The sequence below is a fragment of the Micromonospora sp. NPDC049374 genome (genome assembly GCF_040677165.1).
In the GTDB taxonomy this organism is placed as follows: Bacteria; Actinomycetota; Actinomycetes; order Mycobacteriales; family Micromonosporaceae; genus Micromonospora.
Genome location: NZ_JBFAQH010000001.1, coordinates 103,706 through 129,016, shown reverse-complemented (window position 1 = coordinate 129,016; position 25,311 = coordinate 103,706). Strand labels below are relative to the sequence as shown.

At 67.3% G+C, this 25,311-nt stretch carries 20 protein-coding genes, 2 tRNA genes and 2 pseudogenes; 8 read left to right on the top strand and 16 right to left on the bottom strand.

Going from position 1 to position 25,311, the window contains the following annotated elements; genetic code table 11:
• Window positions 1-99 precede the first annotated feature (99 nt).
• Both AB0J93_RS00605 and AB0J93_RS00600 read right to left on the bottom strand, forming a co-directional pair.
• Window positions 100-651: a hypothetical protein gene (locus tag AB0J93_RS00605; RefSeq protein WP_363916710.1), complete on the bottom strand. Its 552-nt coding sequence runs from the start codon at window positions 649-651 to the stop codon at window positions 100-102.
• A 439-nt stretch (window positions 652-1,090) separates the two neighbouring features.
• On the bottom strand, window positions 1,091-1,705 hold the full coding sequence (locus AB0J93_RS00600) for a DUF998 domain-containing protein (protein WP_363916708.1): 615 nt from the start codon (window positions 1,703-1,705) through the stop codon (window positions 1,091-1,093).
• A gap of 505 nt (window positions 1,706-2,210) precedes the next feature.
• Here AB0J93_RS00600 and AB0J93_RS00595 point away from each other — a divergent pair.
• Window positions 2,211-2,579 (top strand): 5-formyltetrahydrofolate cyclo-ligase, encoded by a 369-nt coding sequence (locus AB0J93_RS00595; RefSeq protein WP_363916706.1) that lies wholly within the window; start codon window positions 2,211-2,213, stop codon window positions 2,577-2,579.
• A 475-nt stretch (window positions 2,580-3,054) separates the two neighbouring features.
• Here AB0J93_RS00595 and AB0J93_RS00590 read toward each other — a convergent pair whose 3' ends face one another.
• Window positions 3,055-3,396, bottom strand: a complete 342-nt coding sequence (locus AB0J93_RS00590; protein ID WP_363916704.1) for a CU044_2847 family protein — start codon at window positions 3,394-3,396, stop codon at window positions 3,055-3,057.
• 132 nt (window positions 3,397-3,528) lie between these two features.
• Here AB0J93_RS00590 and AB0J93_RS00585 point away from each other — a divergent pair, with 132 nt between their 5' ends.
• The 3 genes and pseudogenes from AB0J93_RS00585 to AB0J93_RS00575 form a co-directional block, all read left to right on the top strand.
• Window positions 3,529-7,761 (top strand): trypsin-like peptidase domain-containing protein, encoded by a 4,233-nt coding sequence (locus AB0J93_RS00585; RefSeq protein WP_363916702.1) that lies wholly within the window; start codon window positions 3,529-3,531, stop codon window positions 7,759-7,761.
• Complete coding sequence (locus AB0J93_RS00580; RefSeq protein ID WP_363916700.1) at window positions 7,761-11,918, top strand: hypothetical protein; 4,158 nt, start codon at window positions 7,761-7,763, stop codon at window positions 11,916-11,918. Before AB0J93_RS00585 ends, AB0J93_RS00580 begins: the two co-directional genes overlap by 1 nt.
• A gap of 1,081 nt (window positions 11,919-12,999) precedes the next feature.
• A pseudogene (locus AB0J93_RS00575) lies at window positions 13,000-13,431 on the top strand (site-specific integrase); the annotation flags it as partial.
• A 396-nt stretch (window positions 13,432-13,827) separates the two neighbouring features.
• Here AB0J93_RS00575 and AB0J93_RS00570 read toward each other — a convergent pair.
• Both AB0J93_RS00570 and AB0J93_RS00565 read right to left on the bottom strand, forming a co-directional pair.
• The gene (locus AB0J93_RS00570) at window positions 13,828-14,487 is read right to left on the bottom strand and encodes a hypothetical protein (RefSeq protein WP_363917727.1); all 660 of its coding nucleotides are present in this window, start codon (window positions 14,485-14,487) and stop codon (window positions 13,828-13,830) included.
• 14 nt (window positions 14,488-14,501) lie between these two features.
• Window positions 14,502-14,945, bottom strand: a complete 444-nt coding sequence (locus AB0J93_RS00565; RefSeq protein ID WP_363916699.1) for a hypothetical protein — start codon at window positions 14,943-14,945, stop codon at window positions 14,502-14,504.
• 54 nt (window positions 14,946-14,999) lie between these two features.
• Between AB0J93_RS00565 and AB0J93_RS00560 the strand changes: the two genes are divergently transcribed.
• Entirely contained in the window at window positions 15,000-15,497 is a 498-nt protein-coding gene (locus AB0J93_RS00560) for an NUDIX hydrolase (RefSeq protein ID WP_363916697.1), read from the top strand.
• Window positions 15,498-15,616: 119 nt separating this feature from the next.
• Here AB0J93_RS00560 and AB0J93_RS00555 read toward each other — a convergent pair whose 3' ends face one another.
• From AB0J93_RS00555 to amcA (AB0J93_RS00535), 5 genes and pseudogenes are all read right to left on the bottom strand, one after another.
• Entirely contained in the window at window positions 15,617-16,285 is a 669-nt protein-coding gene (locus AB0J93_RS00555; RefSeq protein WP_363916695.1) for a pentapeptide repeat-containing protein, read from the bottom strand.
• Between the two features lie 67 nt (window positions 16,286-16,352).
• A complete protein-coding gene (gene amcA, locus AB0J93_RS00550) occupies window positions 16,353-16,538 on the bottom strand; it encodes a multiple cyclophane-containing RiPP AmcA (RefSeq protein WP_363916693.1) in 186 nt (61 codons plus the stop codon).
• A pseudogene (gene amcB, locus AB0J93_RS00545) lies at window positions 16,535-17,670 on the bottom strand (cyclophane-forming radical SAM peptide maturase AmcB). The gene amcA (AB0J93_RS00550) and the pseudogene amcB overlap by 4 nt, the downstream one beginning before the upstream one ends.
• Window positions 17,667-18,011 (bottom strand): hypothetical protein, encoded by a 345-nt coding sequence (locus AB0J93_RS00540; RefSeq protein ID WP_363916691.1) that lies wholly within the window; start codon window positions 18,009-18,011, stop codon window positions 17,667-17,669. Before AB0J93_RS00540 ends, amcB begins: the two are co-directional and overlap by 4 nt.
• Complete coding sequence (amcA, locus tag AB0J93_RS00535) at window positions 18,008-18,175, bottom strand: multiple cyclophane-containing RiPP AmcA (protein WP_281566319.1); 168 nt, start codon at window positions 18,173-18,175, stop codon at window positions 18,008-18,010. Before amcA (AB0J93_RS00535) ends, AB0J93_RS00540 begins: the two co-directional genes overlap by 4 nt.
• A 370-nt stretch (window positions 18,176-18,545) precedes the next feature.
• On the opposite strand from amcA (AB0J93_RS00535), the gene AB0J93_RS00530 reads away from it, so the two are divergent.
• On the top strand, window positions 18,546-19,772 hold the full coding sequence (locus tag AB0J93_RS00530; RefSeq protein WP_363916689.1) for a helix-turn-helix transcriptional regulator: 1,227 nt from the start codon (window positions 18,546-18,548) through the stop codon (window positions 19,770-19,772).
• 6 nt (window positions 19,773-19,778) lie between these two features.
• Here AB0J93_RS00530 and AB0J93_RS00525 read toward each other — a convergent pair whose 3' ends face one another.
• The 4 genes from AB0J93_RS00525 to AB0J93_RS00510 form a co-directional block, all read right to left on the bottom strand.
• On the bottom strand, window positions 19,779-20,459 hold the full coding sequence (locus tag AB0J93_RS00525) for a YdcF family protein (RefSeq protein WP_363917648.1): 681 nt from the start codon (window positions 20,457-20,459) through the stop codon (window positions 19,779-19,781).
• A gap of 16 nt (window positions 20,460-20,475) precedes the next feature.
• Entirely contained in the window at window positions 20,476-20,682 is a 207-nt protein-coding gene (locus AB0J93_RS00520) for a hypothetical protein (protein ID WP_092382243.1), read from the bottom strand.
• A 71-nt stretch (window positions 20,683-20,753) separates the two neighbouring features.
• Window positions 20,754-21,182 (bottom strand): NUDIX hydrolase, encoded by a 429-nt coding sequence (locus AB0J93_RS00515; protein WP_363916687.1) that lies wholly within the window; start codon window positions 21,180-21,182, stop codon window positions 20,754-20,756.
• A 215-nt stretch (window positions 21,183-21,397) separates the two neighbouring features.
• Window positions 21,398-21,473: transfer RNA gene (locus AB0J93_RS00510), tRNA-Lys, on the bottom strand.
• Between the two features lie 187 nt (window positions 21,474-21,660).
• Here AB0J93_RS00510 and AB0J93_RS00505 point away from each other — a divergent pair.
• Window positions 21,661-22,926, top strand: a complete 1,266-nt coding sequence (locus AB0J93_RS00505) for an Ig-like domain-containing protein (RefSeq protein WP_363916685.1) — start codon at window positions 21,661-21,663, stop codon at window positions 22,924-22,926.
• A 126-nt stretch (window positions 22,927-23,052) separates the two neighbouring features.
• Window positions 23,053-24,321 (top strand): Ig-like domain-containing protein, encoded by a 1,269-nt coding sequence (locus tag AB0J93_RS00500; protein ID WP_363916683.1) that lies wholly within the window; start codon window positions 23,053-23,055, stop codon window positions 24,319-24,321.
• Window positions 24,322-24,488: 167 nt separating this feature from the next.
• On the opposite strand, the gene AB0J93_RS00495 is transcribed toward AB0J93_RS00500, so the two are convergent.
• Both AB0J93_RS00495 and orn read right to left on the bottom strand, forming a co-directional pair.
• Window positions 24,489-24,564: transfer RNA gene (locus AB0J93_RS00495), tRNA-His, on the bottom strand.
• A gap of 136 nt (window positions 24,565-24,700) precedes the next feature.
• The gene (orn, locus tag AB0J93_RS00490) at window positions 24,701-25,291 is read right to left on the bottom strand and encodes an oligoribonuclease (RefSeq protein WP_363916681.1); all 591 of its coding nucleotides are present in this window, start codon (window positions 25,289-25,291) and stop codon (window positions 24,701-24,703) included.
• Window positions 25,292-25,311: the final 20 nt, after the last annotated feature.

Here is a 25,311-nt window from a genome sequence, read left to right as displayed (position 1 = left end):
GATTACCGGTGAGCTTCTTTCCAGCCGTTAGACCGGAACGCCACCCACGTGCTCTGGCGAGCGCCAGCGCGCAACGACCACCTCGTTCCGCCGCACAAGTTAGGCGTCCAACGGGGGTTCGACCGGCTCGAAGTCACGAGCGTAGAGATCAAGTGAAATGAAGACCTGACGAGATCCACTGAAGGGATCCGAAGCCAGCCCGTATAGGCGGATGTGCGCGGTCGGGCACCCCTGGATGACGTCCATGAGTGTTTCAGCCTCAATTCCCGTCCGAAGCTTGAGGCGCTTCCACTCACTGGCAGGCACACGAGAGTCTTCGATTCGAATGCGCCTCATGCTGCCGCGACGGAGCCGGGGCATCCACGACGAATTCAAGGGAAGCTTGATAAGTGAGCGCGTCACCCCGTCGACGGTCTTTTCGTGGTCAACTCGGAGGTCGGCGTGAAAGGCTACGTCAACTGCGTCGCGACGCCCGACGTTGGACACCGTACAGGCGAGTTCCGCCGCGTCCTTACCTCCACCCGCCGCCACAGCCATCGGCGAGGACCAGGCAAGCCGTGGGGAAAACACCCGGAACACTATCCAGAGCATAAGAATCGACTGAAAGACTCCAATCGGGATCCCGACGAGGAGCGAAAGGGCGACATCCATTGATACGAGAACCTCCGGGGCGACGACGCGAGTTGACGTGGCCGAAGGCTGACATTCGACCCACACTCATGATCATTATTGTCACAGTGTCGGTCAAGCTCGCGATGCGTTCCAGGTCCTCGGTTCGCAGTCCACCAGCCACCCACCACAGTCGCGGATGGCGAGATCGACCGAGCCAAGATCACCCGCCCGTGATCGCCCCCTCCAGGCCGCATTCACCAGCGACGTCTGGTCCCCGCATCGCCATCCGAGGCCAGCGGATTCCGAGCACCTACAGCCGTGACGCAGACCGGGCCTGAGTCTCCTCGTACATCGCCGACGTGACGCGGGAATCGCCGTCTCGGCCCTGGGTTGTAGCGAGGTCGGCAGTACGAGGCGCTGCTTGATGCCGGTTGCGGTGAGCAAACCCGCGATGACAGCGTCCGAGCCATCCACACGGTCAGCGGGACTGGTGAAGCGGTGGCTGGGGGGTCGTGGCGAGCCTGGCGATCGTCGCGGAGAGCCACACAAGACCCAGGGCCGCTCCCACGAAGAAGAGCAGGACGTTTGCCGCCGAACCGACGAAACCGGCGACGACGACCACCGGAACAATGCGAGAAGCCAGCGCCCAGCCACGCCGGCCCTGGGCGGAGAAACGACGCGCGAGCGCGATCAACGCCGCGCACAACGCCAGGTAGCCGATCATGCCGCCGGCCATGTGGACGGCGCCGTGGGTGCTGAGAGAGGTGGTCGGGCCGTCGGAGGTGCCGACGGGAAAGCCGGCACCGGGGTCGGCGGCGAACACCGCACTGACCAGGAATGAGGCGCCGAACACGGTGACCAGTGGGGGCGCCCAGGTGGCGCCTGGCCCGTCCCGCAGCGCCCGCCGCAGGCCGATCGCGCCAGCGATGATCAGCATTCCGCAGACGACGAAACTCATCACCTGGATCCAGCCCAGATCTCCGAGGCTGAGCTGGCTGATGGCGTTGCGGGTGAAGTCGAAGCCCTCGCGGGTCAGGCCCTGGATCACGCCCGCCGCCAGGAACAGCGGGCCCGCGGCGATACCGCAGCCCATCAGCAACGGGCTCGTTGGACGAGTTCGAGTACTTGTGGTTCGGGGCCCCGCGCCCGCTGGCGCGACCGGCTCGACGGTGCTTTCGATGTTCATGCATGGATTCCCATCTGTAGGAGTCGAAGCGGTATGACCTGCAGTCTTCGGCGGCTGGCAGCATCCATCAAGCCAAGATCGAACTAGGATCGTTGACCTGGATTCAACGAACAGGGCTGGATGTTCAGGCGCCGGGAACGTCCTGAACGGCCAACTCGGCGTCACCTCGGCAGTCCCGCCGCTGCGCGACTGCCCGGCTTGTTGGAAGCGGTGCTGTCACGGAACACAACTGCGGCGACCACTACCCTCAGCCGGTGCCGGTCACCTCTCCGGGCCCGTGGATCAGGCAGACCGGCAAGCGCTTCGGGGCAGCCGACCGGCGGTTTCGACAACGCTCAGAGCCGGTGGCAGGACAAGGACGAGACCAGCGATGCTGACAGTCCCCTTCGAGACTTTCGCCACGAGCACAGGCGTGCCCGAGATCGCCCCCACAGTCGGCCTCGACGACATGCGGCCGGTGGACATGATCGTGTGCGGCAGCGTCGCGATCAGCCGACGCAACGGCGTACGAGTCGGCAAGGGCGCTGGCTACTCCGACCTGGAGATCGCGCTCCTGACCGAGGTCGGGCTGGTCACCAGGGACACCGTCATAGCCACCACCGTCCACCAGAGCCAACTCTTTGACGAGGAACTTCCCCACGCCGATCACGACTTCAGCGTCGACTACGCGATCACCCCCGAGGAGGTCGTCGCGTGCGCGCCTGACCGGGCGCGACCGCCCGGCATCATCAGGGAGAACCTTCGCCCCGATCAGCTCGACAACATCACAGCCCTGCGTTGATCAAGCTCCGACGGATGGGCTGTCGTACCCGCGTACGCGAAAAAGGCCCCGACTGACGGAGTTCTACCGGATTCTGCTTTTCATGCCGGTCCGCCAGCCGATCGCCTGTCGGAAAATGACGCGCTATGTCATCGCGTACCGAAACTGCCGGGCGCACATCGATCACCCATCCGGGGTCTGCCCTGCCATCATGACTGCGACCGACGGTAATCAACGTGCTGTCGTCAGGGCTGATGCGGCACACTTGGAGATCATGTCGGTATCAGTCCGCAGCGTCGCCGAACTGGCCGCCATGTCCGCCGGCCACCGGGCTAAGTTCCGTTCTTCAGGAGTCACCAACCGGAACGTGACGACAGCGTCGGCGCCGGCTGCCTGAGCCGATGGTGGCCCTCCCGCTCCACCTCGCGACGGAACGCGGTTCGCCACGGTGGAGCACTAGATGATGTGGGCTCAAGGTCACCCTCTTCAACGACCGCTAACTGAGCGTCTTGTTCTCTCGGCCTCCGGTCCAGGTGACGCGAACCAGGAAGTTGACCGCTGCGGTGCCACTGGTAACGATGACGGACGACCCGCCGGTGAGTGAGAGGCCGAACTCCACCTCGACCTGGTCCGGGCCGCTCGCTCGGGCCCATTTCGCGAGAGATCCCACGACGGGGTGTACGGTGGCGAGCACTGCGTCCAGGGTCTCAGAGGCACGTTTGACCATGTGCCCGGGCCGGGAGGCGGGCACCAGGGCGTCGCTGTCCGGCCGACGAATCTCGACAAGGACACTCCGTCCGCCGTCCGTGGGTACTTCGATGAGGTCGGGCGGGACCATATTGCCTCCTGAAATTCTACCGCTGGCGGCTGCTTCGCAGACTCTAGTAGACAGGTCCTAGGTGGACCTGAAACGCATCTTCGGTGATCCACCGCTCTGCGGACGTTGTCGGGCTGATTAATGGAGGCGGTGATGGCTGTCGCCGAGGTCTTACGCGGTGCCAATGCGCTCAGGAGGTCGATCCTTTCGGTTCGAGATCACGGTGGACATACTGTTGGTCTGGCTTTTCTGGTTGCGGACACGTTGGCCTTCACCTGCGCCCATGTTGTCAACAATGCGACAGGCACGTCGCGCGGTGAGGACGCCACCGGAAAAGGTGTTGAGCTGGTGCCCGCCTTCTACCCCAGCGAGGATGCCGTGGTGGAGGCCACGGTAGAGCACTGGTCGGCGGTCGCGATGCCACGGCACGCCTCGGACGATGTCGCCGTGCTGCGGCTACGCAGACCTGTGGGGGGAACTGGACCAGTGCGCACGGGGAACCCGCCGTTCGTACAGGGTGACCTGCCGGTCTGGGCGTTCGGGATTCCAGCGGGGCGACCGCAGGGAGTCTGGCACGCGGGAACGCTGCGCGGCGTGGTCGCGTCCGGGTGGCTCCAGATAGATCAGGGCAGCGGGCCGGGCTACCGGGTCGAGCGGGGCTTCAGCGGCGGGCCGGTTTGGGATGAGGCGCAGCAGGCGGTGGTCGGCATGATCACGATGGTGGACCTGGGCGAGGTCCGCGCGGCCTACGCGATTCCCTCGGCACACCTGCTCGCTGCGGTGCCCGTGCTGCGTGGCGAGTTGTGGCAGCCGTCGCCGTTTCCCGGCCTCGTTCCGTACCCGGAGACGATGCGCGAGGCGTTCCTCGGTCGAGACGCGGACGTCCGTGCGTTGGTCGATCGGATGAACGCGGAGCGGTGGGTTACCGTCGTCGGGCCGTCTGGCTCCGGGAAGTCGTCGCTGCTCCTAGCGGGAGTGGTGCCATGGCTTCGAGAGTCCAGTGACGACGTCGTCGTGATTCGCCCCGTCGATGGCCGAACGCCTGTAGTGGGCGGCCTTGCCGACAGCGTGGGGCAGAACCGGACGGTGGTCGTCGTCGACCAGCTCGAGGAGTTCTTCGACCTTCCCGCGGAGGTGCGAGATGGGTTCGCCCGGGCGCTGTTCGGCGATGGTCTGCCGTCACGCGTCCGCGTCGTGTCGACGTTGCGGCACGACTTTCTAGGGCAGGCTCTCGCGCATCCGACTCTGCGGCGCGCCGTTCAGGGTAGACGGCTGTACCCGCTCGGCCCGCTCCACGGAGAGGGACTGCGTGCCGTCGTGACGCGAGCGGGCGCATCGGCGCCGGCTCCTCGGTACGAGGACGGCTTGGTCGACCGGATCGTCGCTGACGCTCAGGCGAGTGCGGCAGCCATGCCGTTGCTGAGCCACACCCTCGCGGCGTTGTGGGACGGTTCGCCAGGCAGCTGTCTGACCCATCGCGCCTATGACGGGGCCGGCGGTGTCGGCGGCGCACTTGATCGGGCGGCGAGGCATTGGCTCGACGAGGTCCCCGTGGGGCTTGCGGAGGAGTATCTGCCGCACCTGCTCGCCAAGTTGGTGCGCATCTCGTCGCACACGGCTGAACCAACTCGCCGGGTCGTGAATGCCGCCGACCTCGCCGAGCCGGAGCGGCAACTTGCCCGACGGTTGACGACGGCAGGGCTGCTGGTCTCCGGTGGTTCGCTCGAACCTGACGCCTCGGCGGAGGCGATCGGCGATCGCGACGTGATCGTGGAGCTTGCCCACGACTCCCTGTTCCGTGTGTGGGGGAGCCTTCGTGAGTTCGTTGACGAGAACCGGTCGTTCCTGGTTTGGTCTGAGAACCTGCGCTATGACGCGGAGCGCTGGGCCGAGGATGGTGGCAGGCGTGCCGAGCTCCTGCCCAGCGACGCCGAGCTCGATGTGGCCGCGCGCTGGGAGCGGGAGCGCGGCGACAGCTTGACAGCGGTCCAGCGCGAGTACTTGGTCGCCGGCCGGACGCGGCGGGCCACCCGTAGCATACGGCGGCGCCGGGCGCTCGTGGGCATAGCGACCGTGCTGGTCCTGCTGCTCGCGCTGGGCACCGTGCTTGTCGCGTCCCGGGTCACGACCGCAGGGCAGCAGCGACTGACGGCGTCGCGAGTCTTGGCCGAGAGCGCGGCGGAGATCGAGCGGGCGGATCCAGCACTCGGGATACTGGCAGGCGTCGCGGCATGGCGGACGGCGCCGACGGACGAGGCGCGCGACCGGATGCTGGCGCTGTACGTCAAATACCGGCAGTACGCGCGCGTGCTGCCGGCGGGGCTCGGCTCCCCGCGGTGGATGGCACACAGCGCGGACGGCGACGTGGTAGCGGTCGTCAGCGAGTTCGGGCGCTTGACTGTTCACGTCGATGTGCTTTCGGGGACGATCCGGTCGGCGCATGTGACGGACGAGAGGCTGGTCCAGTTGGTCGATGTGTCGGCGGATGGGACCCGCGTCGTGGCCTTCCGCGAGGATGGAGCGGCGATCTGGTTCGATGTCCGTCGCGACTCGCCCGACCTGCGCGGGCCGTTGTACGACCTGCAGGACGCTCGGGAGCGGGTCCCAGACCGGGGCGACGCGCCCAGCCCCAGCGTGTGGTGGCAGAACCAGCGGCCGAGGATCTCCGCGGACGGCCGGTACGTCGTGGCCCGGGTGTGGCACCGGTTCGTCCGGTGGGACGTCCGAAGCGGCCGGATCACCCACGACGCGCCCGCGTCTGCCCACACCCTGTGGGCTCTCTGGCTTGGCGGACCCGATGCGGCGACGGTCCTCATGCCGATCGTGACGGAAGCTGGGTCATTGCGGCAGAACCTCGTCGAGGTGGATTTGAGAACCGGGAGGAGCCGGGTCGTCGCTCCTGGCGGCGACGAGTGGCTGCTGTCCGGTGACGGCAACACCCTTATCCGCTGCCGGAAGGGCGCGTCCACGGTGGAGTTCTCGAGGTTCCGCGTCGCCGACGGTGTCGATTTCGGCACGCCCTACAAGGACGACTCGACCGTGTGTCTGCTGCAAGGGACCGACAGCTCCGGCCAACTCCTGGTGACCGGGGGTGCTGTTCTCGACCTTGATAAGGGTGCAATGGTGGCGCGGTTACCCGTGCCGTCCGGCTGGTTGGGTGCTCCAGGCGAGGGCGTCCTTGCGGAGCGAGGCGGGCGTTACTACCAGCTCGGGCAGCCTTCGGACGGGGTGCCGCTGGGCTATATCGAGGTAGCGACGTCGGGCGGTGACACGGCGGAACTCGCCGACGAGGTGCTGCTGGGCGACGGCACGCGGACGTTGAGCATCGTCGACCATGCTGGAGCCGGTGCCGCGTCGGCCGACCATAGGCTCCAGCTGCGCTCCGAGGAGTTTCCCGGTCAGGTGATCGCCGAGGTCGAGGTCCGGGAATCCGGGTGGGCAATCGGCGCGAGGGACGGTATTCGGGTCGACCCACGCGGCGAGCTGATTGCGGACCGGGAGGGACCGAACGTGGTCGTCGTCCGCGACACGGCAACGCTGCGGAAACGGGCGACGGTCGAAACGGTCTCTCCGCCGGAGAGCGATACGCCGAAGGATCGCGCTGCTGTCCGCGACCTGGCCGGGAACCCCGGCGTGACCGCCGCTTACCCCAAGGACGGTTTCACCTACTTCTTCGACGCCGCTGGAAATCTGGTGACCGTCTCCGACGACGTCGTGCAGTACTGGGACACCCAGACCGGTGACGAGGCCGCCCGGTCCGACCTGTCGGTGTTGCGCCCTGCCGGTGCGGGAAGAACCCTGGCGAGTGTCGCGCCGACGTCGTCGCCGGGGCAGATCGCGGTGACGTACCCGGACTTCGAGAGGACGCGGGTGGTCGATCTCGCTGCCGGTGAAATCGTGGCTGAGCTGCCGACCGGTCCGCAGACGACGTCGGTGCAGTTTGATCCCGCCGGGAACTACGTCGTCCTGCACAGCCACGACGGGACGATCGAGGTCCGGGAATCCGGATCGCTGGACCTGGTCCTAGGACCGTTCCAGGTCGGCGAGGACGACGAGTACGTCGCGCGCTTCCTCGGAGCGCAGCGGATCCTTCTGGCGGCGAACAACGCTGTCCGGACCTACGACCTCGGCACAGGAACCCAGATCGAGTCGTTCCGGTTCGGCGGCGAGTCGTCCGGGATCCCGCACGACGTGTCGAGCGGCGGCGGCCGCGTCAGCTACCAACGTTCCGATGGCCCGCCGCTGGTCGTCCCGCTCGATGCTGGCCTGTGGCAGCGGACGCTGTGTGCGGTGGTCGGACATCGGGACCTCGCCGCCGGCGAGCTGGCTCACCTGACGGGAGACCCGACGGACACCAGGGACATCTGCGGCCAGGGGGGCAAATGATGGCATCGGAGGAGACAACCACCCGGGAGACGGCCCACCTCCTGCGCGTTGTGGGCGAGGCTGAGCACACCTCCGGACCGGCCTTCCTGGTGACGCAGACCCTCGCCGTGGCGGCGCCGGCCACGACCGGGACGGCGTCCCGGGTCAGCGTGGAGAGCATTCCAGGCGGTCCGGGCCAGCGGATCGAGGCCGCCGTCGTGACGGGCTCGGAACCAGGAGTCGTGTTGCTGGAACTCGTTGAACCCCTCCCCGGCACGAGCCCGGCCAGGCTTGTGGAAGCGCAACCAACATGGGGTCAGCGCGTCGAAGTCCTGGGATTCCCGGATGGGATCGACACAGGAGCCTGGGTGCAGGCGACGCTTCGGGCCGCCGATACGTCCGGCGGCATCCAGCTCGACTCTGAACCGGGCGGCTATCCGTTCGGCAACGGATTCGTTGGCGCGGCGGTCCGGGACGCCGCCGGCCGCGCACTCGGGATGATCGGTGACCCAGCCGGAACGCTGATACCGACGCGTGCGCTGCTCAGCGCGGTGGCGCGGCTCGCCCGACGACCCGAGCTCGCCGCGCTCGCGAGGCCGCGCTCGCCGTTTCGCGGGCTCGCAGCCTACGGCGAGTCCGACGGTGCGGTGTTTCACGCTCGCGACGAGGAGTCCACAGCGGTCGTCGAGCTGCTTCGGGATCACCGGTGGGTGAGCATCGTCGGCGACTCGGGGGCCGGGAAGTCGTCCTTGATCTGCGCCGGGGTCGTCCCGGTGCTCCGCGCACAGGGATACGCGATCTCCCTATTCCGAGGCTCGGCCGGCGAGACCGGGCCGGACCACAGCCAGGGCGACCTGCTCGAGCGGATCCAGCGGGAGCTCGACGCGCTCCCCGACGCCCGCCACCTGGTCGTCCTCGATCAGGTCGAGGAGATCCTGGCAACCCCACCTGGCGAGGAGATGCTGAGGCTCGTTGCGGCAGCCGACCTCTTGCCCACCGCGCGCGTCGTATTGGCGATGCGGCCCGACACCTTGGGAACGTTGCTCAGCGACCACCGCTATGCCCAGCTCACGCGATCCGACAGCGTCTACACGCTGAGCCCGCTCGACGCCACCGGTTTGCGGACCGTGCTCACCGCGTCCGAGCAGGCCGCACCGGTCGAGTACGAAGACGGGCTGATCGACCTGATCCTTCGCGATCTGGGATCGGTATCCACACCGATGTCAATGCTCGGCTATCTGATGGAACGGCTCTGGGACCGCTGCTGGGACGACTCCCGGCTAGCGGACGCACCCTTCGTGCTGACGCACGCCGCCTACCATTCGCTCGGCGGCGTGACGGGGGCGATCAGGGGACGAGCCGAGCAGGTGTGGGCAGGGCTCGACGACGAGGAGAAGGCGCATGGTCGTGGGCTGTTGCGCCGGCTCGTGGACATCCCGGATGCCGACGCTACTCCGGTGCGCCGGAGGGTATCGAGGTCCGAGACGGATCCCGCGCAGTGGCGGGTTGCGCAACGGCTTGCCACCGAGCGGCTGCTCAGCATCCATGGCGATGTCGGGCAGGAAGTCGTGGAGGTCGTACACGAGGTGCTCATGCGGCAGTGGGGCCGGTACGCGCGATGGATCGATGACGACCGCGCGTTTCTGCTCTGGCGCGCGGGCTTGGCCCGCGACGTATCCCGCTGGGAGTCCCACAGCCATGACAACGCACTACTGCCTGGCGACGCGGCGATCGAGGAAGCCGACGTCTGGGAGCAGGCGTACCGCGGAGATCTGCACGACCGTGAGCGCCGATACCTGACGGCCGGACGCACGGCCCGACGCCGTCGCATCCGGACCCGCCGATGGCGCCGCAGCGGCCTCGGCGGCCTCGCGGCCGCCACGGTGGTGCTCGCGACGTTGGGCGGGCTCGGGCTCGTCCAGGCGCGGGAGAACAAGGCGATCGCTGACTCGCACACCCTCGTACGGGCGGCACAGGACCTGGAAGCCACCGACCCGCCGCTGTCCGTCATGACAGCACTCGCCGCGTATCAGGTTGCGCCGACCCGCGAGTCCCGCAACCAGCTCATGCGCATGTACTGGGAATTCAGCGAAGCCGATCGCCTCGTCTCGGCAATCCCCGACGGGACGCAGCGGGACTACAGCCGCGACGGTGACGTCGTCATCGAGTGGTCGGACCACACCACGGACGTGCTCACCGGTGTGCTGTCCGGTCCGCTCACAAGGCACCGTGTCCCGATCACCGAACCGGTTCGCCACGCCCGGCTCGCCGCCAACGGCCGCCGCGTGGTCGTGTTCCACAAGGATGGGAGCGGGGCCTGGTTCGACATCGACCCCACCCAGGAAGCGGCGATCGGGCCGGTCCGGAGCCTGCCGGATCCCGCCGTTCCGCGCACCCGACCGGAGGACCGAGAAGAGTTCGAGTTCTTCGGTAAACCGACGAGCATGGAAGAGTTCTGGGGATGGAGTGTCAACGTCGACCCGACGATCTCGGCTGACGGCCGTCATGTCGCCGCCCGGGTGTGGGACCAGGTCGTCGTCTGGGACCTGGCGCATGGAGGCAGTGGCGCGGTCACGCACCGTGTCCCCGTCGTCGACAAGTTGCGCTGGGACCTCTGGTTCGAGGCGAATCCGAGAAGGCTGATCGCGCGCGTGGATGACGGCGAAACGGGCGGCGAAACACATCTCGTGTCGATCGATATGGAGACCGGTACGGTTCACGACGTCACACCGGTCATCGCTGCGGCAACCATGTCCGGCGACCGCACCACGGCGGTGACCTGCCGGGTGCAAGGCGGCCGACCGGTGATCGAACGCTATCGTGCTGCCGACGGAACACGTGCCGGCACGCCCTACGTCACGGACTCGCCTACACGATGCCCACCGCGCTTGACGATTGACGCCACGGCACGCTTGCTGTACCTCAAACCCGAGCTGATCGACCTCGAACGAGGCGAGGTGATCTCACGACCGGGAGTCTCCGTGTCCGGCTACTCCCTCCTCGAGCACAACGGCACGCTGTACGGAACCGCACCGGTTGGCGGTGCTTCCACGTATGTGGAAGTTCCGCGGTCAGGTGACAACCACCAGAGCACGTCCTGGTCAACGATCTCCGAGGACGGTACCCGGATCTACAACGTCCTGCGGGACGGCCGGCTGTCGCTCCGGTCGCTCGCTCCCGAGTCGTACGGCGACGAGTTGGCGGTAGCCGAACGGCTGGAGCCCCACTGGGACTTCGAGGGCAGTGACAACATCCAGTTCGACACCACCGGAACACGGCTACTCGAACGCGAGGGCCGAAACCTCGTGACAGTCCGGGACGCAGGGACACTGGAGCTGCAGACGACGATAAAGGCCCATACACCACGGGTGTATGAACCTTTGTCAGAACTCCTGTCTGGTGTCGCCGACCCCGGCCCGATGACCATCGCCCCAGCAACCTCCACCTTCACGTACTTTTTCGATGACAAGAATGCTGTCGTGACGGTCTCCGACACGATGCTCCAGCGCTGGGACGCGAACACCGGCGAGGAGATCAACAAGCTCGACATAGCACGGTTCCGGCCGGAGGCCGACAAAGACGCCGTGGCGGCGGGTCGATCCCCGCGCCGAGGAGCGGTTGCCATCTTCGCCGCCGGACACCCAGACGTTTTACTCGTTGACGTCGCGTCGGGCCAGGTGGTCGAAACGATCCACACCCCACCGGACACGATCGCGGCACAGTTCGACCCCAGCGGCCGATACATGGCGCTGCTGCTCAGCGGCTCGATCCTCGAGCTGTGGCGTCTGGATCCGCTGAAACGGGAAATCGGGCCGCTGCCGAGCATCGTCGAGAGCACACAGGTGCAATTCGTGGCAGGATTCGCCGGGAATGACGGTACATACCTGCTCGGAACGCGAAACACGTTAAGCGTGTACGGGATCGAACAAGGCGGACTCACCGACTCCTACTACTTCGGCCACCCGACCGCCGACGAGGGCAACGGAGCGTTCATGCATGTGACGAAGAGCCTGAGTCACGTGATCCGCATCGACCCCGACAAGACCGGGGGACCCATGTCCCTCGACCCTGAATTGTGGCAGAAGCACCTCTGCGAGATCATCGGTGGCCGGGATTTCACCGACGAAGAGGTCTCCACAATCCCGGGAGACCTTCGGCGTGGTCAGATCTGCACCTGATCTCCGCCGAACGGGTCTTTCCTATACCCTCTTCTCGACAGATCCGGCCGTCGCCGAGCCGTCCACCTGTCACGCCGAGTAGTCGGCGGGCTCCAGCTGCGGCGTCGTCCCATCTGTCGACTGCCTGCCCGATCACGAGTCCGGTTCCGCATCTCTGACCTCGGCGATCCCGCTGTACGGCCGGACTGACCGTGACGTACCACGCGGTGAAGCCTGGCACCAGCCCTTGCTCGCGGGCTTCCCCCGAGCAAGGCCGACCCGAATCTGGTGCAGCCGACGATCTATTACCAAGGTCGTGTCCCCCGAAAGGGCGTCGATGGCTCGGCAGCCTCGGGCCACCGTGGAAGCCCGTCGAAGAGCGCACTGGGAGGTCGGCTATGGGAAACAACGGCGGAGTGTTCAAACGCTGCGGATGTCGCGATGCCCGCAGCCGACGGCTCATGGGTACCGCCTGCCCGGCGTTGGCGGAGCGGGGACACGGAAGCTGGTACTTCGACTGCGCGATCGCCGGGCTGCAGGGGCGGCGGGAGCGGGTCCGTCGCGGCGGCTATGCCAGCCGCCGCGAGGCGGTGTCCGCGCGTGATCTGCTGCTCAGTCCCGCACTCGGCTCCGGCGGCGTCCGGGCGTGGGGTGTCCCGGTGGCTGCGGTAGTGGCTGACCAGCCGGACCAGCATCCGGCCCAGCACACTGCGATCCTACCAACATCACGTAGACGCGTACCTCGTCCCCACCTCGGCCAGATTCAGTTGGACGAGCTGAGCGGCCGTCAGGTGGCCGAGATGTTCCGCGCGCTCGCCGTCTCGGACACCGGACGCGGCCAGCCACCGACGCCTGGCACTTTGCACCGCATCCGCGCCACGCTGCGCGCGGCGCTGAACGCCGCCGTCCGCGAAGGCTGCGCTCCGACAACCCGGCCCGGCACGTCGAACTGCCCGGGCCGCGGCGTCCGCACGCCGAGGTGTGGACCAACCATAAGATCACCGCATGGCGGGAGCAGGGACAGCGACCCGTCGTTGCGGTCTGGACCGCGCAGCAACTGGCCGCGTTTCTCGCCGCCGTCGCCGACGACCGGTTCCATCCAATGTGGTGGTTGATCGCGCTGCGCGGGCTTCGCCGTGGCGAAGCGGCCGGATTGCGCTGGTGCGACGTGGATCTGGACGCCAGCACGCTCACCACCGCCCAACGACGCATAGCCTACGGCCGCACCGTGCATGTCGGCCCGCCGAAGACCGCCGCCAGCCGTCGCACCATCGCCCTCGATCGAGCCACCATCCGCCTCCTGCGCAAGCACCGCCGCCGGCAACAGACAGAGCGAGACACGGCCGACGACCAGTGGCAGAACTCTGACTACGTGTTCACCACACCGGACGGTTCACCGCTGCACCCGGACTGGCTGACCCGCCGATTCCGGCGGCTGGTCATCGTCTCCGGCCTGCCACCGGTCTGCCTTCACGATCTTCGACATGGCACGGCCAGCCTCGCCCTGGCCGCCGGCGCCGACCTCAAGACCGTCCAAGCGCTACTCGGCCATGCCAGCATCGTGCTGACCGCGGACACGTACACCAGCGTCCTGCCCGAACTGCTCGCCGACGCTGCCGAGGCCACCGCCCTCCTCGTCCTCGTCCACGCCGCCCGCAACCCAGGTCGACGCCCCCGCAGTCAGACGGGAAGCGGCCCGTCGAAGTCCGAGCCCCCGCCCCGACTCGGCAGCCGGACCCCAAGCGATCCCGCCGCCGCTCCGGGCGCAGAAGGCGCACGTCTCACGTACGCCCCACGCATGTCCCACAAAGGTCAAGGCCGTATAGCCATGATGCTATACGGCCTGCTCACCACCGTGACGCGCCTCGGGTGGGCTGTCGGCGTGGCGTCGTCCGTTGATGCGGAGCGACGCCGGGTGAATGCGCCCGGCCTACCCGGGCCAGTTGGCCAGGTAGTCGTCAAACGGCACGTCGTCAGGCCGCTGGCCGCCGATCTCGACGTAACTGTCGGTTTCCCGGTCGTACGGTGGGCCGACGACGATCGGCAGCTCATGCGTGGAGTGGCGGGCCAGGAACCGCCAGGCCGCCCGGTTGAGCACCGGCTGCCGGGAGTTGGCCGGAGCCTCCGGACCACCACGATGGAAGAACAACACCCGACCGTCGGCGTCGCGCACCGCCTGACCTAGGCAGAGCCGTTCCCGACAACGGAAACAGGCAAGGTAGCCGACCTTCGACACATCCCACCCGTTACTCGGGTAGTCGGCGAAGTCATCCTCGGGCCAATCGGCAAGGTAGTCATCGAACTCAGTGTCACCAGGCTCATCGCCGCCGATCATGACCGGAGGCCCAGGCGGCTCCCACATCTCGTCGTACTCCAACTGAGAGTCGTAGATCACCTGCAACTGGTGGCCGACATGCTCCGCGAAGATCTTCCACAACGCCCCCGACATCCGCCCCGACTGACTGTGCTTCGGCGTACTCGGGTGCGCGTAGGCGAAGTAGATGATGTCGTCCCACGAGTTACGCACCGGCTTGCCGAGGACAAGCTGGACCCGTCGGCACAGGCAGAACAAGGTGGCGTCAATTCCCATCGGTCGTCCCCCGTTCAGCCCGGCACGCCCATGCCACGCGCGCCCGGCATCCACAAGCCCAGCGGCCTGCCGTCCGGAGACCGGAACGCCACCCACATGTTCTGGTAGGCGGCTAGCCGTGCATCGGAGCGGTTGCCCCAGAAGCTTTTCATCATGCCCTCGGCCGCCGCCGCGTCGACACCGGGCGCTACCTGGATCAGCAGCTCTCCGTCGTATTCCATGGTGGGCGCTGCGGCGCGGAGTCGGTTCGGAAACTGGTTGGGTTTGCCGGCGAACGTCTTGATCTGGCGTCCCAGCACCAGCTTGCCCGACGCGTCGTAGAACAACACGTCGTATCCCTGGACGTTGTCCCCGGCCACCTTCGGCGTCGTCCCGGCCGGACCGTAGAGGGCAAGCTCCGCGTTCTTTCGCGTCAGTGCCGGGCCGGCCTGCTTGGAGTGCTCGGCAACCAGGGTCACCGGACCCGCTCGATCCAGGCGAAACACGCGAGGCGGGCCCGTAGGGTCGGTCGCGTGGCCGAGACACAGACCGAACCTGATCTCTTTTACATCGCCAACGTGACGCGCGTCCGCGCAGCCGCCGGCATCGTCCTCCGCGACGAGGCCAGGCGGGTATTGGTAGTTCACCCGACGTACAAGGACGTGTGGGAGATCCCCGGCGGGACAGTGGAACCAGGCGAGTCCCCGGCGGACGCATGTGTCCGCGAGGTCAGGGAGGAACTGAGCCTGTCGGTGTCCGCAGGAGCGCTGCTGTGCGTCGACTGGGTGCCGGCCAGCCCACCGTGGGACGGCGGACTCATGTTCGTGTTCGATGGCGGCGTGCTGACAGCGGACCAGGTCACGACGATCCGCCTGTGCCCCGACGAGCTGGACCGGTACGACTTCATCGAGCCGGAACACCTCGGCGAGGTGTTGATTCCTCGGTTGGCTCGGCGGGTAGCGGCAGCGGTCACCGCCATCGGACATGGCGGCGTCTACCTCGAGGACGGACGTGCGACCGCAAGCAGGTAATCGGCCGCGCTGAACCATGAAGGTGCGCAGGTCAGGTCAGGCGACGCCGAGTTTGAGGTGGACACCCAGGCAAGGGCGGCCTCGACCTATGGTCAGGTGATCATCTGCCTCGGCCTCGGTCAACCCTCGGCGCGGACGACGATACTCAGCGCGTCGACGGCTAAGCGGGTGAGGTCAGGAAGCTGGTCTTCACCGAGAACGACGCCGTGAAGGTTGTCCAACGGTGTCCTGAAGTGTTGCAACCGGCTGCCCCGCAGATCGGCGCCGTCGAGGCGGCAGGATTCCAGCTCCAGGTCACTCAGATCGCAGGAGCGCAGGGCAACGCCGGACAGGCGGCAGGACGACCAACTGCCGTGGCCAAGGGTGCAGTTGGTGAAGGCCACCGAACCGGCAGCGCTGACGCGATTCAGGGTGGCGTAGTCGAACCGGCAACTGTCAAACAGGACGTCTTTGAGGCGGACGTCGGTGAACCGGGTGCCGGTGAACCTGGATCCTGTGAACGAGCACCGCTCGATGCTGATGCCGGTGAGGGTCGCGCCGGACAAGTCCGTCACGACGATCTCACACCCGTAGAGAGCCCCCGCTTCCCAGCTGACCTCACCGAGGTCCGCGCCGGTGATCCGGCAACCTCGGATGCTCTGCTCCGCAAACTGCTCACCACGCCATGAGACCCCATCGACGAGGCCGTCGCGGACGTCATCGTCGGACAGATCGCTGACCTGGTCGAGGTCCTCCGGATCGAGGTCGGGCAGGAGAAGGGTCACGTCGCCCACGGTGGTCGTCCGCATGTCTCCTCAACCTGTTCGGGCGCGGGGTGGGCACGCCACTGCGCGTCGAGTCGCACCGCCGGTCGGGCTACGACTTCTTCTTGTTCCAGTTGTCCCAGGCGGGGCGGCTGTCGAACTTCCCCTTGTTGTCCCAGGTGGGACGGTTGTCGAACTTCGCCGCGTCGATCGACGCTACCGCGCGGGTCGGGTCGACTCCGAGCAGGGCGAGGCGGTCCGGCGGGGCGTCGAGAAGCGCGGTGAGGGCGTGGGTCATGACGGTCCTCCTTGAGGGGTGAGGTGATCCGCAGCAGCGCGGATCAGGGCTTGCCGGGTCGTGCGGCAGTAGGCGGTCTCCCGCGGGGTGAAGGTGCCGTGTTCGAAGTAGCGATTGCCGGCCTGCGCACCCGGCAGAAGTCGTAGAAGTCGCAGCGGTCGGCGCATTCGTTGAGCGCGGTCACGAACTCGGTGACGTATCGCAGCTCGCTGGCATGGGCGAGCATGTCGCCGATCGGCTCGTGGAGCACGTTGCCGGCGATGAAGTCCGCGTAACGCGGGTCTTTGATGCCGAGCAGTTCCGGTGACAGCAGAACCACCTGGCCGTCGTGGGAGACGGTGGGGATCGGCTCGTACGGGACGTGGTCGACAAGCCCGGCGCGGGTGGTGGCGAGGTAGTCGGCCAGGCGGTCCACGTCGCGGATCCGGAGCGGACTGCCGGCAAGCCGGTACCGCACGATCTGGTGCCAGAACCGGTAGGCGGCTTCCTCGGAGACTGGAGGGCGGTCGGCCCCTTCCTGCTCCTCGATGTTGAAGCCCACCGACTCACAGCCCGGCAGACCGGCGAAGAACTCGACGAGGTCGTCGGCATGGTCGATGGTCTCGGGAGTAACGACGCAGATCACTGAGTACGTCAGGCCGTTGTCGGCGAGCGTCTGAATGCCACGCATCGTCCGGGCGGTCGTTGCCCTGCCGCCCCGGTCGAGCCGGTTGCCGTTCAGCGTGCGTGGACCGTCGATGCTGATCCCGATCTCGAAGTCGTGGATGGCGAGCAGGTCGCACCACCGCTGGTTGATGAGGGTGCCGTTGGTCTGGATCCCGTGACGCACCCGGCCGTCGCGCCGCAGATCCTCAAACGGAGTCAGCAGCCGCTGAAAAGTCTCGGTGGGGGTAGCAGTCGGCTCGCCGCCGTGCCACACGACGCTGACCGGATGACTGCTGTTCTGCTGGGCGATCGATTCGGCGCAGGCTTGCGCGACGGCATCGCTCATCAGGCGGATGGATCTGCGGTCGGGCAGATACCAGTAGGTGCAGTCGAGGTTGCAGAAGCTGGTGGGCTGCACGACCAGTGTGTGGAACCTGCTGGCGATCGCCGGCTGACGATTGACGCTGATGAGGCCGATGCCGTTCACGATGTCTCCTCGTTCCCGATCGCCGTGGCGGTGTTGGCTCGGTAGCCGTGGGTGCGGGCGGGCCACCCGAGGAACCGGTCAAACAGTGAGGCGGTACCACCCGCCTCACTGGGATTGAGCCGGTGCAGGTCATCGATCGCGTCGTGCAGGCAGCTGGCCAGGTAGAGAAACAGGCTCACCGGGCTGTCCCGGTACTCGGCCGCGAGGGCGAGCTTCGCCGCGCCGCACGGCCACGGCTGACCGCACCGCCGGCAAAGCCACAATGGCCGCATTGGCAGATGTTCCTGCCGGAACAGCGCTGCATTCGCTCGGGCCCGGCTCTGGCCTCGGTCGCCGGTCATCGGCGGCCGGCTTCCCGGACCTGCCGCTCGAACAGTTGACGCCAGGCATGGGTGAGCAGCGGCGGATCAGCCGGGCGAGTCGTTTGTGGCGCAGGGCCCTCGGCGATCAACGTCTGTCGCCAGAGGTGGTCGGCTTTCGCATGACGCGAGACGTACACCGTCATGCCAGCACTTCCGTTCGAGACGGTGAGCGGTGGGCTCGCCGGGGGAAGGGCGAGCCCACCGCCGCCGCACGGCGGCCTCGGGCAGACCGCCGATCACCCACCCACGCAGCCCCGATGGCGGTACGCAGGCGAGGAAGACTCCGATACGGTGCGCTCCAGGACAGTCCGAGCCGGCGATTCGAGCCGCACTTGGGTAAGCCGGTCATCGATCCCTCCATCCGCAGCTCTCTGTCAGGCGATCCAGGCCTAGGCATCGACATGCGACGGTGACCTGGGGTGCACTGAACGTAGGGGCGACCTGTCGAAGGGACCGGGAAAATTCGTACCGGGTCAGGCGGACATCAGCGGGCAGGGTGATGGTGTGCGAGGAATGACGGACGACATGACCATCGGCCAGCGCGTCGCCTTCTACCGGCGGCGGCGAGGGCTTTCCCAGGAGGTGCTGGCCGGACTGGTCGGCAAGACCCAGGAGTGGCTACGCAAGGTCGAGACGAACCGCGCCGACCTGGACCGACTCTCGGTCATTCGCGCAATCGCCAAGGCCCTCGATGTCTCTCTTGGGGACCTGATCGGCGCACCGAGCTTGTTCGAGTGGTCCGACGACTCAGGGCGTGAAACCATTCCCGCGTTGCGCGCCGCGCTTCACGACTACCGGCACCTCGCGCCAGCTCTGGCCAGTCCGGCTGCTGTCGATGCGCCTGCCATGCGTGAGATCGAGAATGACGTGGCCGAGATCTGGACCGCCTATCAGCATTCGCGATACGGCACCCTCGCTCGCCGGCTTCCGTACCTCATCCACGACTGCCTGACCGCCACCGAGGCCTACGACGGAGACGACGGCCAGCGTGCACACGCGATGACCGCCTATGCCCACCAGCTCGCCGCGCTATTCCTCACCAAGCTCGGCGAAGGTGATCTCGCATGGACCGCGGCCAGTCGAGGGCTGGCCGCCGCCAACGCCAGCCACGACCACGTCGTCATCGGCTCGCTCAGCCGCTCCGCCGCGCACTCTCTGATTGCGATCGGTGAATACGCGCAGGCCCGAGGCCTCGCCGCCATCGCAGCGCAGTTCCTCGAATCGCGGCTGACCAAGCCCACACCGCAGTTGCTGTCGGTCTACGGCAGCCTGCACCTCGTCTGCGCCCTCGCCGCCGCCCGCGACGACGACCGCGCCTCCGCAGACATCCACATCGCCGAAGCCGACGCCGCAGCGACCCGACTCGGCGCCGACGACAACCACGTGTGGACCGCCTTCGGCCCCACCAACGTGTCGATCCACAAGACGACCGTGGCGATGGAACTCGGCGACGTGCAACGCGCCATCGCCATAGGTACCCCACTCGATACCGGTGCCCTGCCCATCGAGCGGCAGGTCCGCCACGCCATCGAGACCGCGCGAGCGCTGGCGCGCTGGAACCGCATCGACGACGCCCTCGGCGCGCTGTTGGACGCGGAGGTCATCGGCCGAGACCAGGTGCGCTACCACCGGCTCTCCCGCGACCTCGTCCGGGACATCCTCATCCGCCCCCGGCCGCCCCGTCTGGCCGTCGAACTCAGCGAACGGATGGGCGTCCGGTCGGGTGGACCACGCTGGTAGCCGTCGTCAGACCAGCCGGCTCGTGTAACCGGCCGCCATCAGTCGCTCGAAGGCGGCCCGGACCTCGTCCGGCACCTCCTGTGGGATCGCGAACCCGCGCTCGGCGTACACCTCGATCCGCTGGGTGTCACCGACCAGCATCTCCACCACCCGCCGCGGGTGACCGATGTTGCGCACGTAGTCGTCGAGTGCCAACGGGTTCGACGCGCAGACCACGTCGACCTCCGGCCACATCAGCTTGCACGTGGCGTACGCCCGACGCTGCTGGTACGGCCGCGACATGATCAACACTGACCGCACCGGGATTCCCCGTTCGGCCAGGAGCTGCCGGGTGTACTCCAGGTTCTGGGCGGTGTTCGTCGCCCGTGGCTCCACGAGAATCGAATCCGCCGGCACGCCCTGCTCCATCGCGTACTCGCGGTAGTGCACAGCCTCGCCGCGAGGGAACCGCTCCACCGTCGTCGGCGCGTTCGCCCCGGTGAACACGATCCAGGGAAACAATCCCTCGTGGAACAAGCGCGTCGCGATCACCGCGACACCGAGGTCATGGCTGCCCAGCCCGATCCCCACGTCACACGGCCGCAGCTCGTGGCCCATGTCGTGGTAGCGCCACAGCGTCTCCACATCGACACGGATCTCGTCGGGGATCGACTCAGCCGGCGCCGCCGGGTGCTGATTCATCAACAGGTACCAGGCAGGACCGTCACCGCAGCCCCTCGTCGGATCGGCCCAGTGCCGCCAAGCCCGCCCTCGCTACCTCCAGCGGCACGACAGCGGCGACCGGTTCATCCTGCTCGCTGAGGTAGACGACCTGCCCCTCACGAACACTCCGCAGCAGCTCAGGCAACAGAGCCGAGACCGGGAGGTCATCCGGCGTGGCGTAGGTCCGGTCCGCACTGGGTTCCCTCATGCCGCCAGCGTAGGGGTTGTGCGGCGGCGGGGCGACGCCGACTCCAGGCAAGGATGCTCTGGCCAAGCTGCCTACACCGAGAGCAGTGCCTCCTTGTTGGAGGTGATGAACTCGGCCAGCCCTTCCGGCTTGAGATCCACCGCCGGCAGCTCGTCGATCGTCACTCGATCGAGCTGATAGTCACCACGCGATGGATCATCGAACTCCGGCCCGGTTCGAGCATCCTCCCGCAGCTCAAGTAGCCGACAGGCGAAGAAGTGCTGCACGGAAACGCCTTCACCAGCGGGTGCGGTGAACAGGAACACCTGGGCGAACCGGTCGGCCTCGGCACCGAGTTCTTCATGCAACTCCCGACGAAGCGCAGCCTCCAGGGAGACATCTGTCGACTCCACGCCACCACCCGGCGTCGTCCAGTACGGCGCCTGGCCGGACTTGATCCGCTTGATCAGCACGAGGCGGTCGTCCTCGTCGAGCAGAATGGCCCGCACCGACCTACGCACGATCCGACGCATAACCAGCCCCCATCCACGCCCGAGACGCACCGGCAGCAACGCACCCCGTTGATCTATGGGTCTGTCCGCTGGCACCGCACCGCGTCCCACCGACGCCGGCCCGGTCCAACGGCTCCCGAGCACCCACCGAGCGACCACCGCCACCCACGTACGCGAAAAAGGCCCCGACCGGCAGAGTTCTACCAGGTCAGGGCCTTGCTCGTTGGTGCGCCGCCAGGGACTCGAACCCCGAACCCGCGGATTAAGAGTCCGCTGCTCTGCCAGTTGAGCTAGCGGCGCTCGCTGACAACGGGGGAAACACTAGCACGCACCCTGAACCGGGTTCCAATCCGATCCCCGGGTCCTCCCTTCGGTCGAGCTTTCCGGACATTTGACGAAAACCCCTCGCAAAGTGTGGGACCGGGGTGATGCCGGGCGGCAGCGATACGGCACGATGTCCGCCAGGTGCGCTAGGACAGGGGTGGGGATGGGCAGGTTCGCGCGGGCCGGGGCGTTGTTGAGCGCCTTGGGACTGGTGGCGTCGCTGGCATTGTCGGGCTGCGGCGAGGATCGCGCAGCGGCCGAGTTCGTACCCGGTCAGACGCCAGGGACGACGACCGGCACGGAGACGCCGGGAGCACCGGGGGCGCCGGAGGTGTCGAGTGGTCCGCCACTGGCGGTGAGCCCGGCCGACGGGGCGAAAAACCGGCCGGTCTCCGTGGAGATCGGTGCCAAGCTGCCGGACGGCGGCGAGGTGTCGCAGGTCACCCTCAAGACCGAGAACGGCAAGACGGTAAAGGGCAAGCTGCGTACGGACGGATCCTCGTGGGTTCCGTCGGCCCCGCTGAAATGGTCCACCCGCTACACCGCCACCGTCTCCGCGAAGGGGCCGGACGGCACGGTCAGCGAGGGCACCAGCACGTTCACCACGATGGCCAAGCCGGGCTCGATGATCACCTCCGGGTTGTACCTGTTCGACGACCGGACGTACGGGGTGGCGATGCCGGTGGTGGCGGAGTTCCATCCGGGCATCCCGAAGAAGGACCGGGCCAAGGTGCAGAAGCGGATGTTCGTGCAGACCGACCCGCCACAGCCGGGTGCCTGGCACTGGGTGAGCAACGGCACGCAGGCGTACTACCGCGCGCCGGAGTACTGGAAGGCCGGCACCAAGCTGACCGTGCGCATCGCGCTGGCCGGTATTCCGCTGAGCAACGGCCGGTTTGGCAACGTCGACCGCAACGCCACCGCGAAGATCGGCTCGGCCTTCGAGATGAAGGTGACCAACTCGGACAAGCAGATGCGGGTGTACGAGGACGGGCGGTTGATCAAGACGTTGCCGGTCAGCCTGGGCAAGAAGAAGACCCCCTCGTCCAGCGGCACGCTTGTGGTGATGGAGAAGAAGGAAGCGACCGTCTTCGACACGATGGACGACCCGGATCCGGAGAACCGGTACGTCACCGACATCGAGTTCGCCCAGCGACTCACCTGGGGCGGCGAGTACATCCACGCCGCACCCTGGTCGGAGAATGTCCAGGGGCGGCAGAATGTGTCGCACGGCTGCGTGAACATCTCGATGGCGAACGCCCGCTGGCTCTTCCAACGTACGAAGATCGGAGATCCGATCACCATCGCCGGCACCGAGCGCAAGCTGGCGGCCGGCAATGGTTGGACCGCGTGGAACCTGAGCTGGTCGGAGTTCGTCAAGGGCAGTGCGCTGCCAGTTCCGGACGGTGGCGCCGGTCCGGCCGTATGACCGGACGAAATATGTCACTATCCGGACATCCCGCTTCCACGTGTTTCGGTTCACTTGTCGCAACGGGTACGTGAACTGGTGCGTCAGTGATGTGGACGGGCAGCGGACCACGACTGTGAGGACACCATGCGAGTTCGGGACCAGCGCAACCGGAGGCGGGGGGTGCTCGTCGCGGGCATGCTCGCCGTGACGTTGGCACTTACCTCCGCCTGTACCGGCGGTAAGGGTGGCGACAAGGGGCCGGGCTGGCAGGACGGAGCCGATCAGCCGGCCGCGAAGGCGTCGGTGAGCATCAGCGAGCCGGCGGCGGACGCCAAGGACGTGCCGGCGTCGGCGGCGATCGCCTTCGCCGCCGAGCAGGCCGAGGACGTCACGGTCGAGCTGACCGACGCCGAGGGCGAGGCGGTCGAGGGCGACCTTGCCGCCGATGGCCGGAGTTGGCTGCCGTCGAAGGCGTTGACCTACGGCGCCTCGTACACCGCCACCGTCACCGCGACCGGCGACGACGGGCTGCCGGCGACCGCGACCAGCGCCTTCACGGTGATGAAGGAGCCGGAGAATCAGGTACGCATCAGCAGTTTCCTCGGCGACGACCAGACGGTCGGGGTGGCCATGCCGCTGATTGTGAAATTCGGTCGGAACATCCCGGAGAAGTACCGCGCCGACCTGCAACGCCGGATGACGGTGACCTCGGAGCCGGCCCAGGAGGGCATCTGGCACTGGGTCAGCCCGACCGAGGTCCGGTACCGGCCGAAGGAGTTCTGGCAGGCCGGCAGCAAGGTGTCGTACCGGGTCCAGGCCGGCGGGCTGCCGTTGGGCGACGGCTGGTACGGCCGGGCCGACCTGACCGTCGACATCGCCATCGGCCCGAAGCTGCTGATGACGGTGGACAACCGGACCAAGCGGATGACCGTCACCAAGAACGGCGAGAAGATCAAGACGATCCCGGTGAGCCTGGGCAAGAAGAGCACCCCGTCCTCCAGCGGCACCATGGTGGTGATGGAGAAGCTGCGCAAGACGGTCTTCGACACGTACGACGAACTGGGTCCCGAGGACGGGTACCGGACGAAGATCGACTACGCGCAGCGGCTCACCTGGGGTGGCGAGTTCATCCACGCGGCACCCTGGTCGGAGGGGCAGCAGGGCACGACCAACGTCTCGCACGGCTGCGTGAACGTCTCGATGGCCAACGGCGCCTGGCTGTTCAACAACACGAAGGTCGGTGACCCGATCGTGGTCAAGGGCACCGAGCGCAAGCTCCAGCTCGGCAACGGCTGGACCGACTGGAACATGAGCTGGGACGAGTACGTCAAGGGTAGCGCCCTGCCGTACGAGCCGGCGGCCAACGACGAAACCGACCCAGACGTCGAGGCGAGCGAGGACCCTGGCGCCTGACCCCACGCCGGCACCGGTGCCGCGTCATGCCGCAAACTGCGGCCTCCGCCGACGGGCATACCGCGTCATGCCGCAAACCGGGGTGGCTGCTCCCCGCAGCGGGCCGCAGACCCGGCCGCCGGTCACTCCAAAAGGTCAGGCCCCCTCCGTGGAGGGGGCCTGACCGGTGGGGTGACTGATGGGAATTGAACCCACGACAACCGGGACCACAACCCGGTGCTCTGCCAACTGAGCTACAGCCACCATGCCGCCGCGCCCGGTCGATAGCCCGGGGCGGGTGCGGTGAAATCATACCCCCACCACGGCCGACCACGTCCAGCGGGTTGCCGCCGGGGGTGCGACGCGTCCGCGCCAGGCCGCCGCAGCAGCCCGGGGCAGGTCAGAGCTGCCCGGCGATGGCCTTGGCGCTCTCCACGTCGGGACCGGGCAGGGGCACGAAGATGGTGCGCCGGTAGTACTCCAGCTCCCGGATGCTCTCCCGGATGTCGGCCAGGGCCCGGTGCGCCAGGCCCTTCTGGGGCTGACCGAAGTACACGCGGGGGTACCAGCGACGGCACAGTTCCTTGATCGAGGACACGTCGATCATGCGATAGTGCAGGTGGGCGTCGAGGCGGGGCATGTCCCGGGCGATGAAACCACGGTCGGTAGCGATCGAGTTGCCGCAGAGCGGGGCGGTACGCGGGTCCTTGACGTGGCGGGAGACGTAGTCGAGCACCCGCTCCTCCGCCTCGGCCAGGGTCACGGTGGAACGGCGTACCTCGTCGGTCAGCCCCGACTTGCCGTGCATCGTCCGGACGATCTCGGGCATCGCGTCCAGCGCGGCGTCGTCAGCGTGGATCACCACGTCGACGCCGTCACCGAGCACGTTGAGATCGGGATCGGTGACCAGCGCGGCGACTTCGATCAGTTTGTCGCCACCGAGGTCCAGCCCGGTCATCTCACAGTCGATCCAGACGAGAAGATCAGCCACCGGGACAGCCTACGCGCAGC

Bases quoted from the DNA above. Each gene is read 5' to 3' on its own strand.
- AB0J93_RS00585 (WP_363916702.1), top strand. From the start codon at position 3,529: ATGGCTGTCGCCGAGGTCTTACGCGGTGCCAATGCGCTCAGGAGGTCG.
- AB0J93_RS00530 (WP_363916689.1), top strand. From the start codon at position 18,546: ATGACGGACGACATGACCATCGGCCAGCGCGTCGCCTTCTACCGGCGG.
- AB0J93_RS00500 (WP_363916683.1), top strand. From the start codon at position 23,053: ATGCGAGTTCGGGACCAGCGCAACCGGAGGCGGGGGGTGCTCGTCGCG.
- amcA (WP_281566319.1), bottom strand. From the start codon at position 18,175: ATGACGGTGTACGTCTCGCGTCATGCGAAAGCCGACCACCTCTGGCGA.
- AB0J93_RS00505 (WP_363916685.1), top strand. From the start codon at position 21,661: ATGGGCAGGTTCGCGCGGGCCGGGGCGTTGTTGAGCGCCTTGGGACTG.
- amcA (WP_363916693.1), bottom strand. From the start codon at position 16,538: ATGACCCACGCCCTCACCGCGCTTCTCGACGCCCCGCCGGACCGCCTC.
- AB0J93_RS00520 (WP_092382243.1), bottom strand. From the start codon at position 20,682: ATGAGGGAACCCAGTGCGGACCGGACCTACGCCACGCCGGATGACCTC.
- AB0J93_RS00600 (WP_363916708.1), bottom strand. From the start codon at position 1,705: ATGGGCTGCGGTATCGCCGCGGGCCCGCTGTTCCTGGCGGCGGGCGTG.
- AB0J93_RS00580 (WP_363916700.1), top strand. From the start codon at position 7,761: ATGGCATCGGAGGAGACAACCACCCGGGAGACGGCCCACCTCCTGCGC.
- AB0J93_RS00555 (WP_363916695.1), bottom strand. From the start codon at position 16,285: ATGCGGACGACCACCGTGGGCGACGTGACCCTTCTCCTGCCCGACCTC.
- AB0J93_RS00590 (WP_363916704.1), bottom strand. From the start codon at position 3,396: ATGGTCCCGCCCGACCTCATCGAAGTACCCACGGACGGCGGACGGAGT.
- AB0J93_RS00570 (WP_363917727.1), bottom strand. From the start codon at position 14,487: ATGGGAATTGACGCCACCTTGTTCTGCCTGTGCCGACGGGTCCAGCTT.
- AB0J93_RS00605 (WP_363916710.1), bottom strand. From the start codon at position 651: ATGGATGTCGCCCTTTCGCTCCTCGTCGGGATCCCGATTGGAGTCTTT.
- AB0J93_RS00540 (WP_363916691.1), bottom strand. From the start codon at position 18,011: ATGACCGGCGACCGAGGCCAGAGCCGGGCCCGAGCGAATGCAGCGCTG.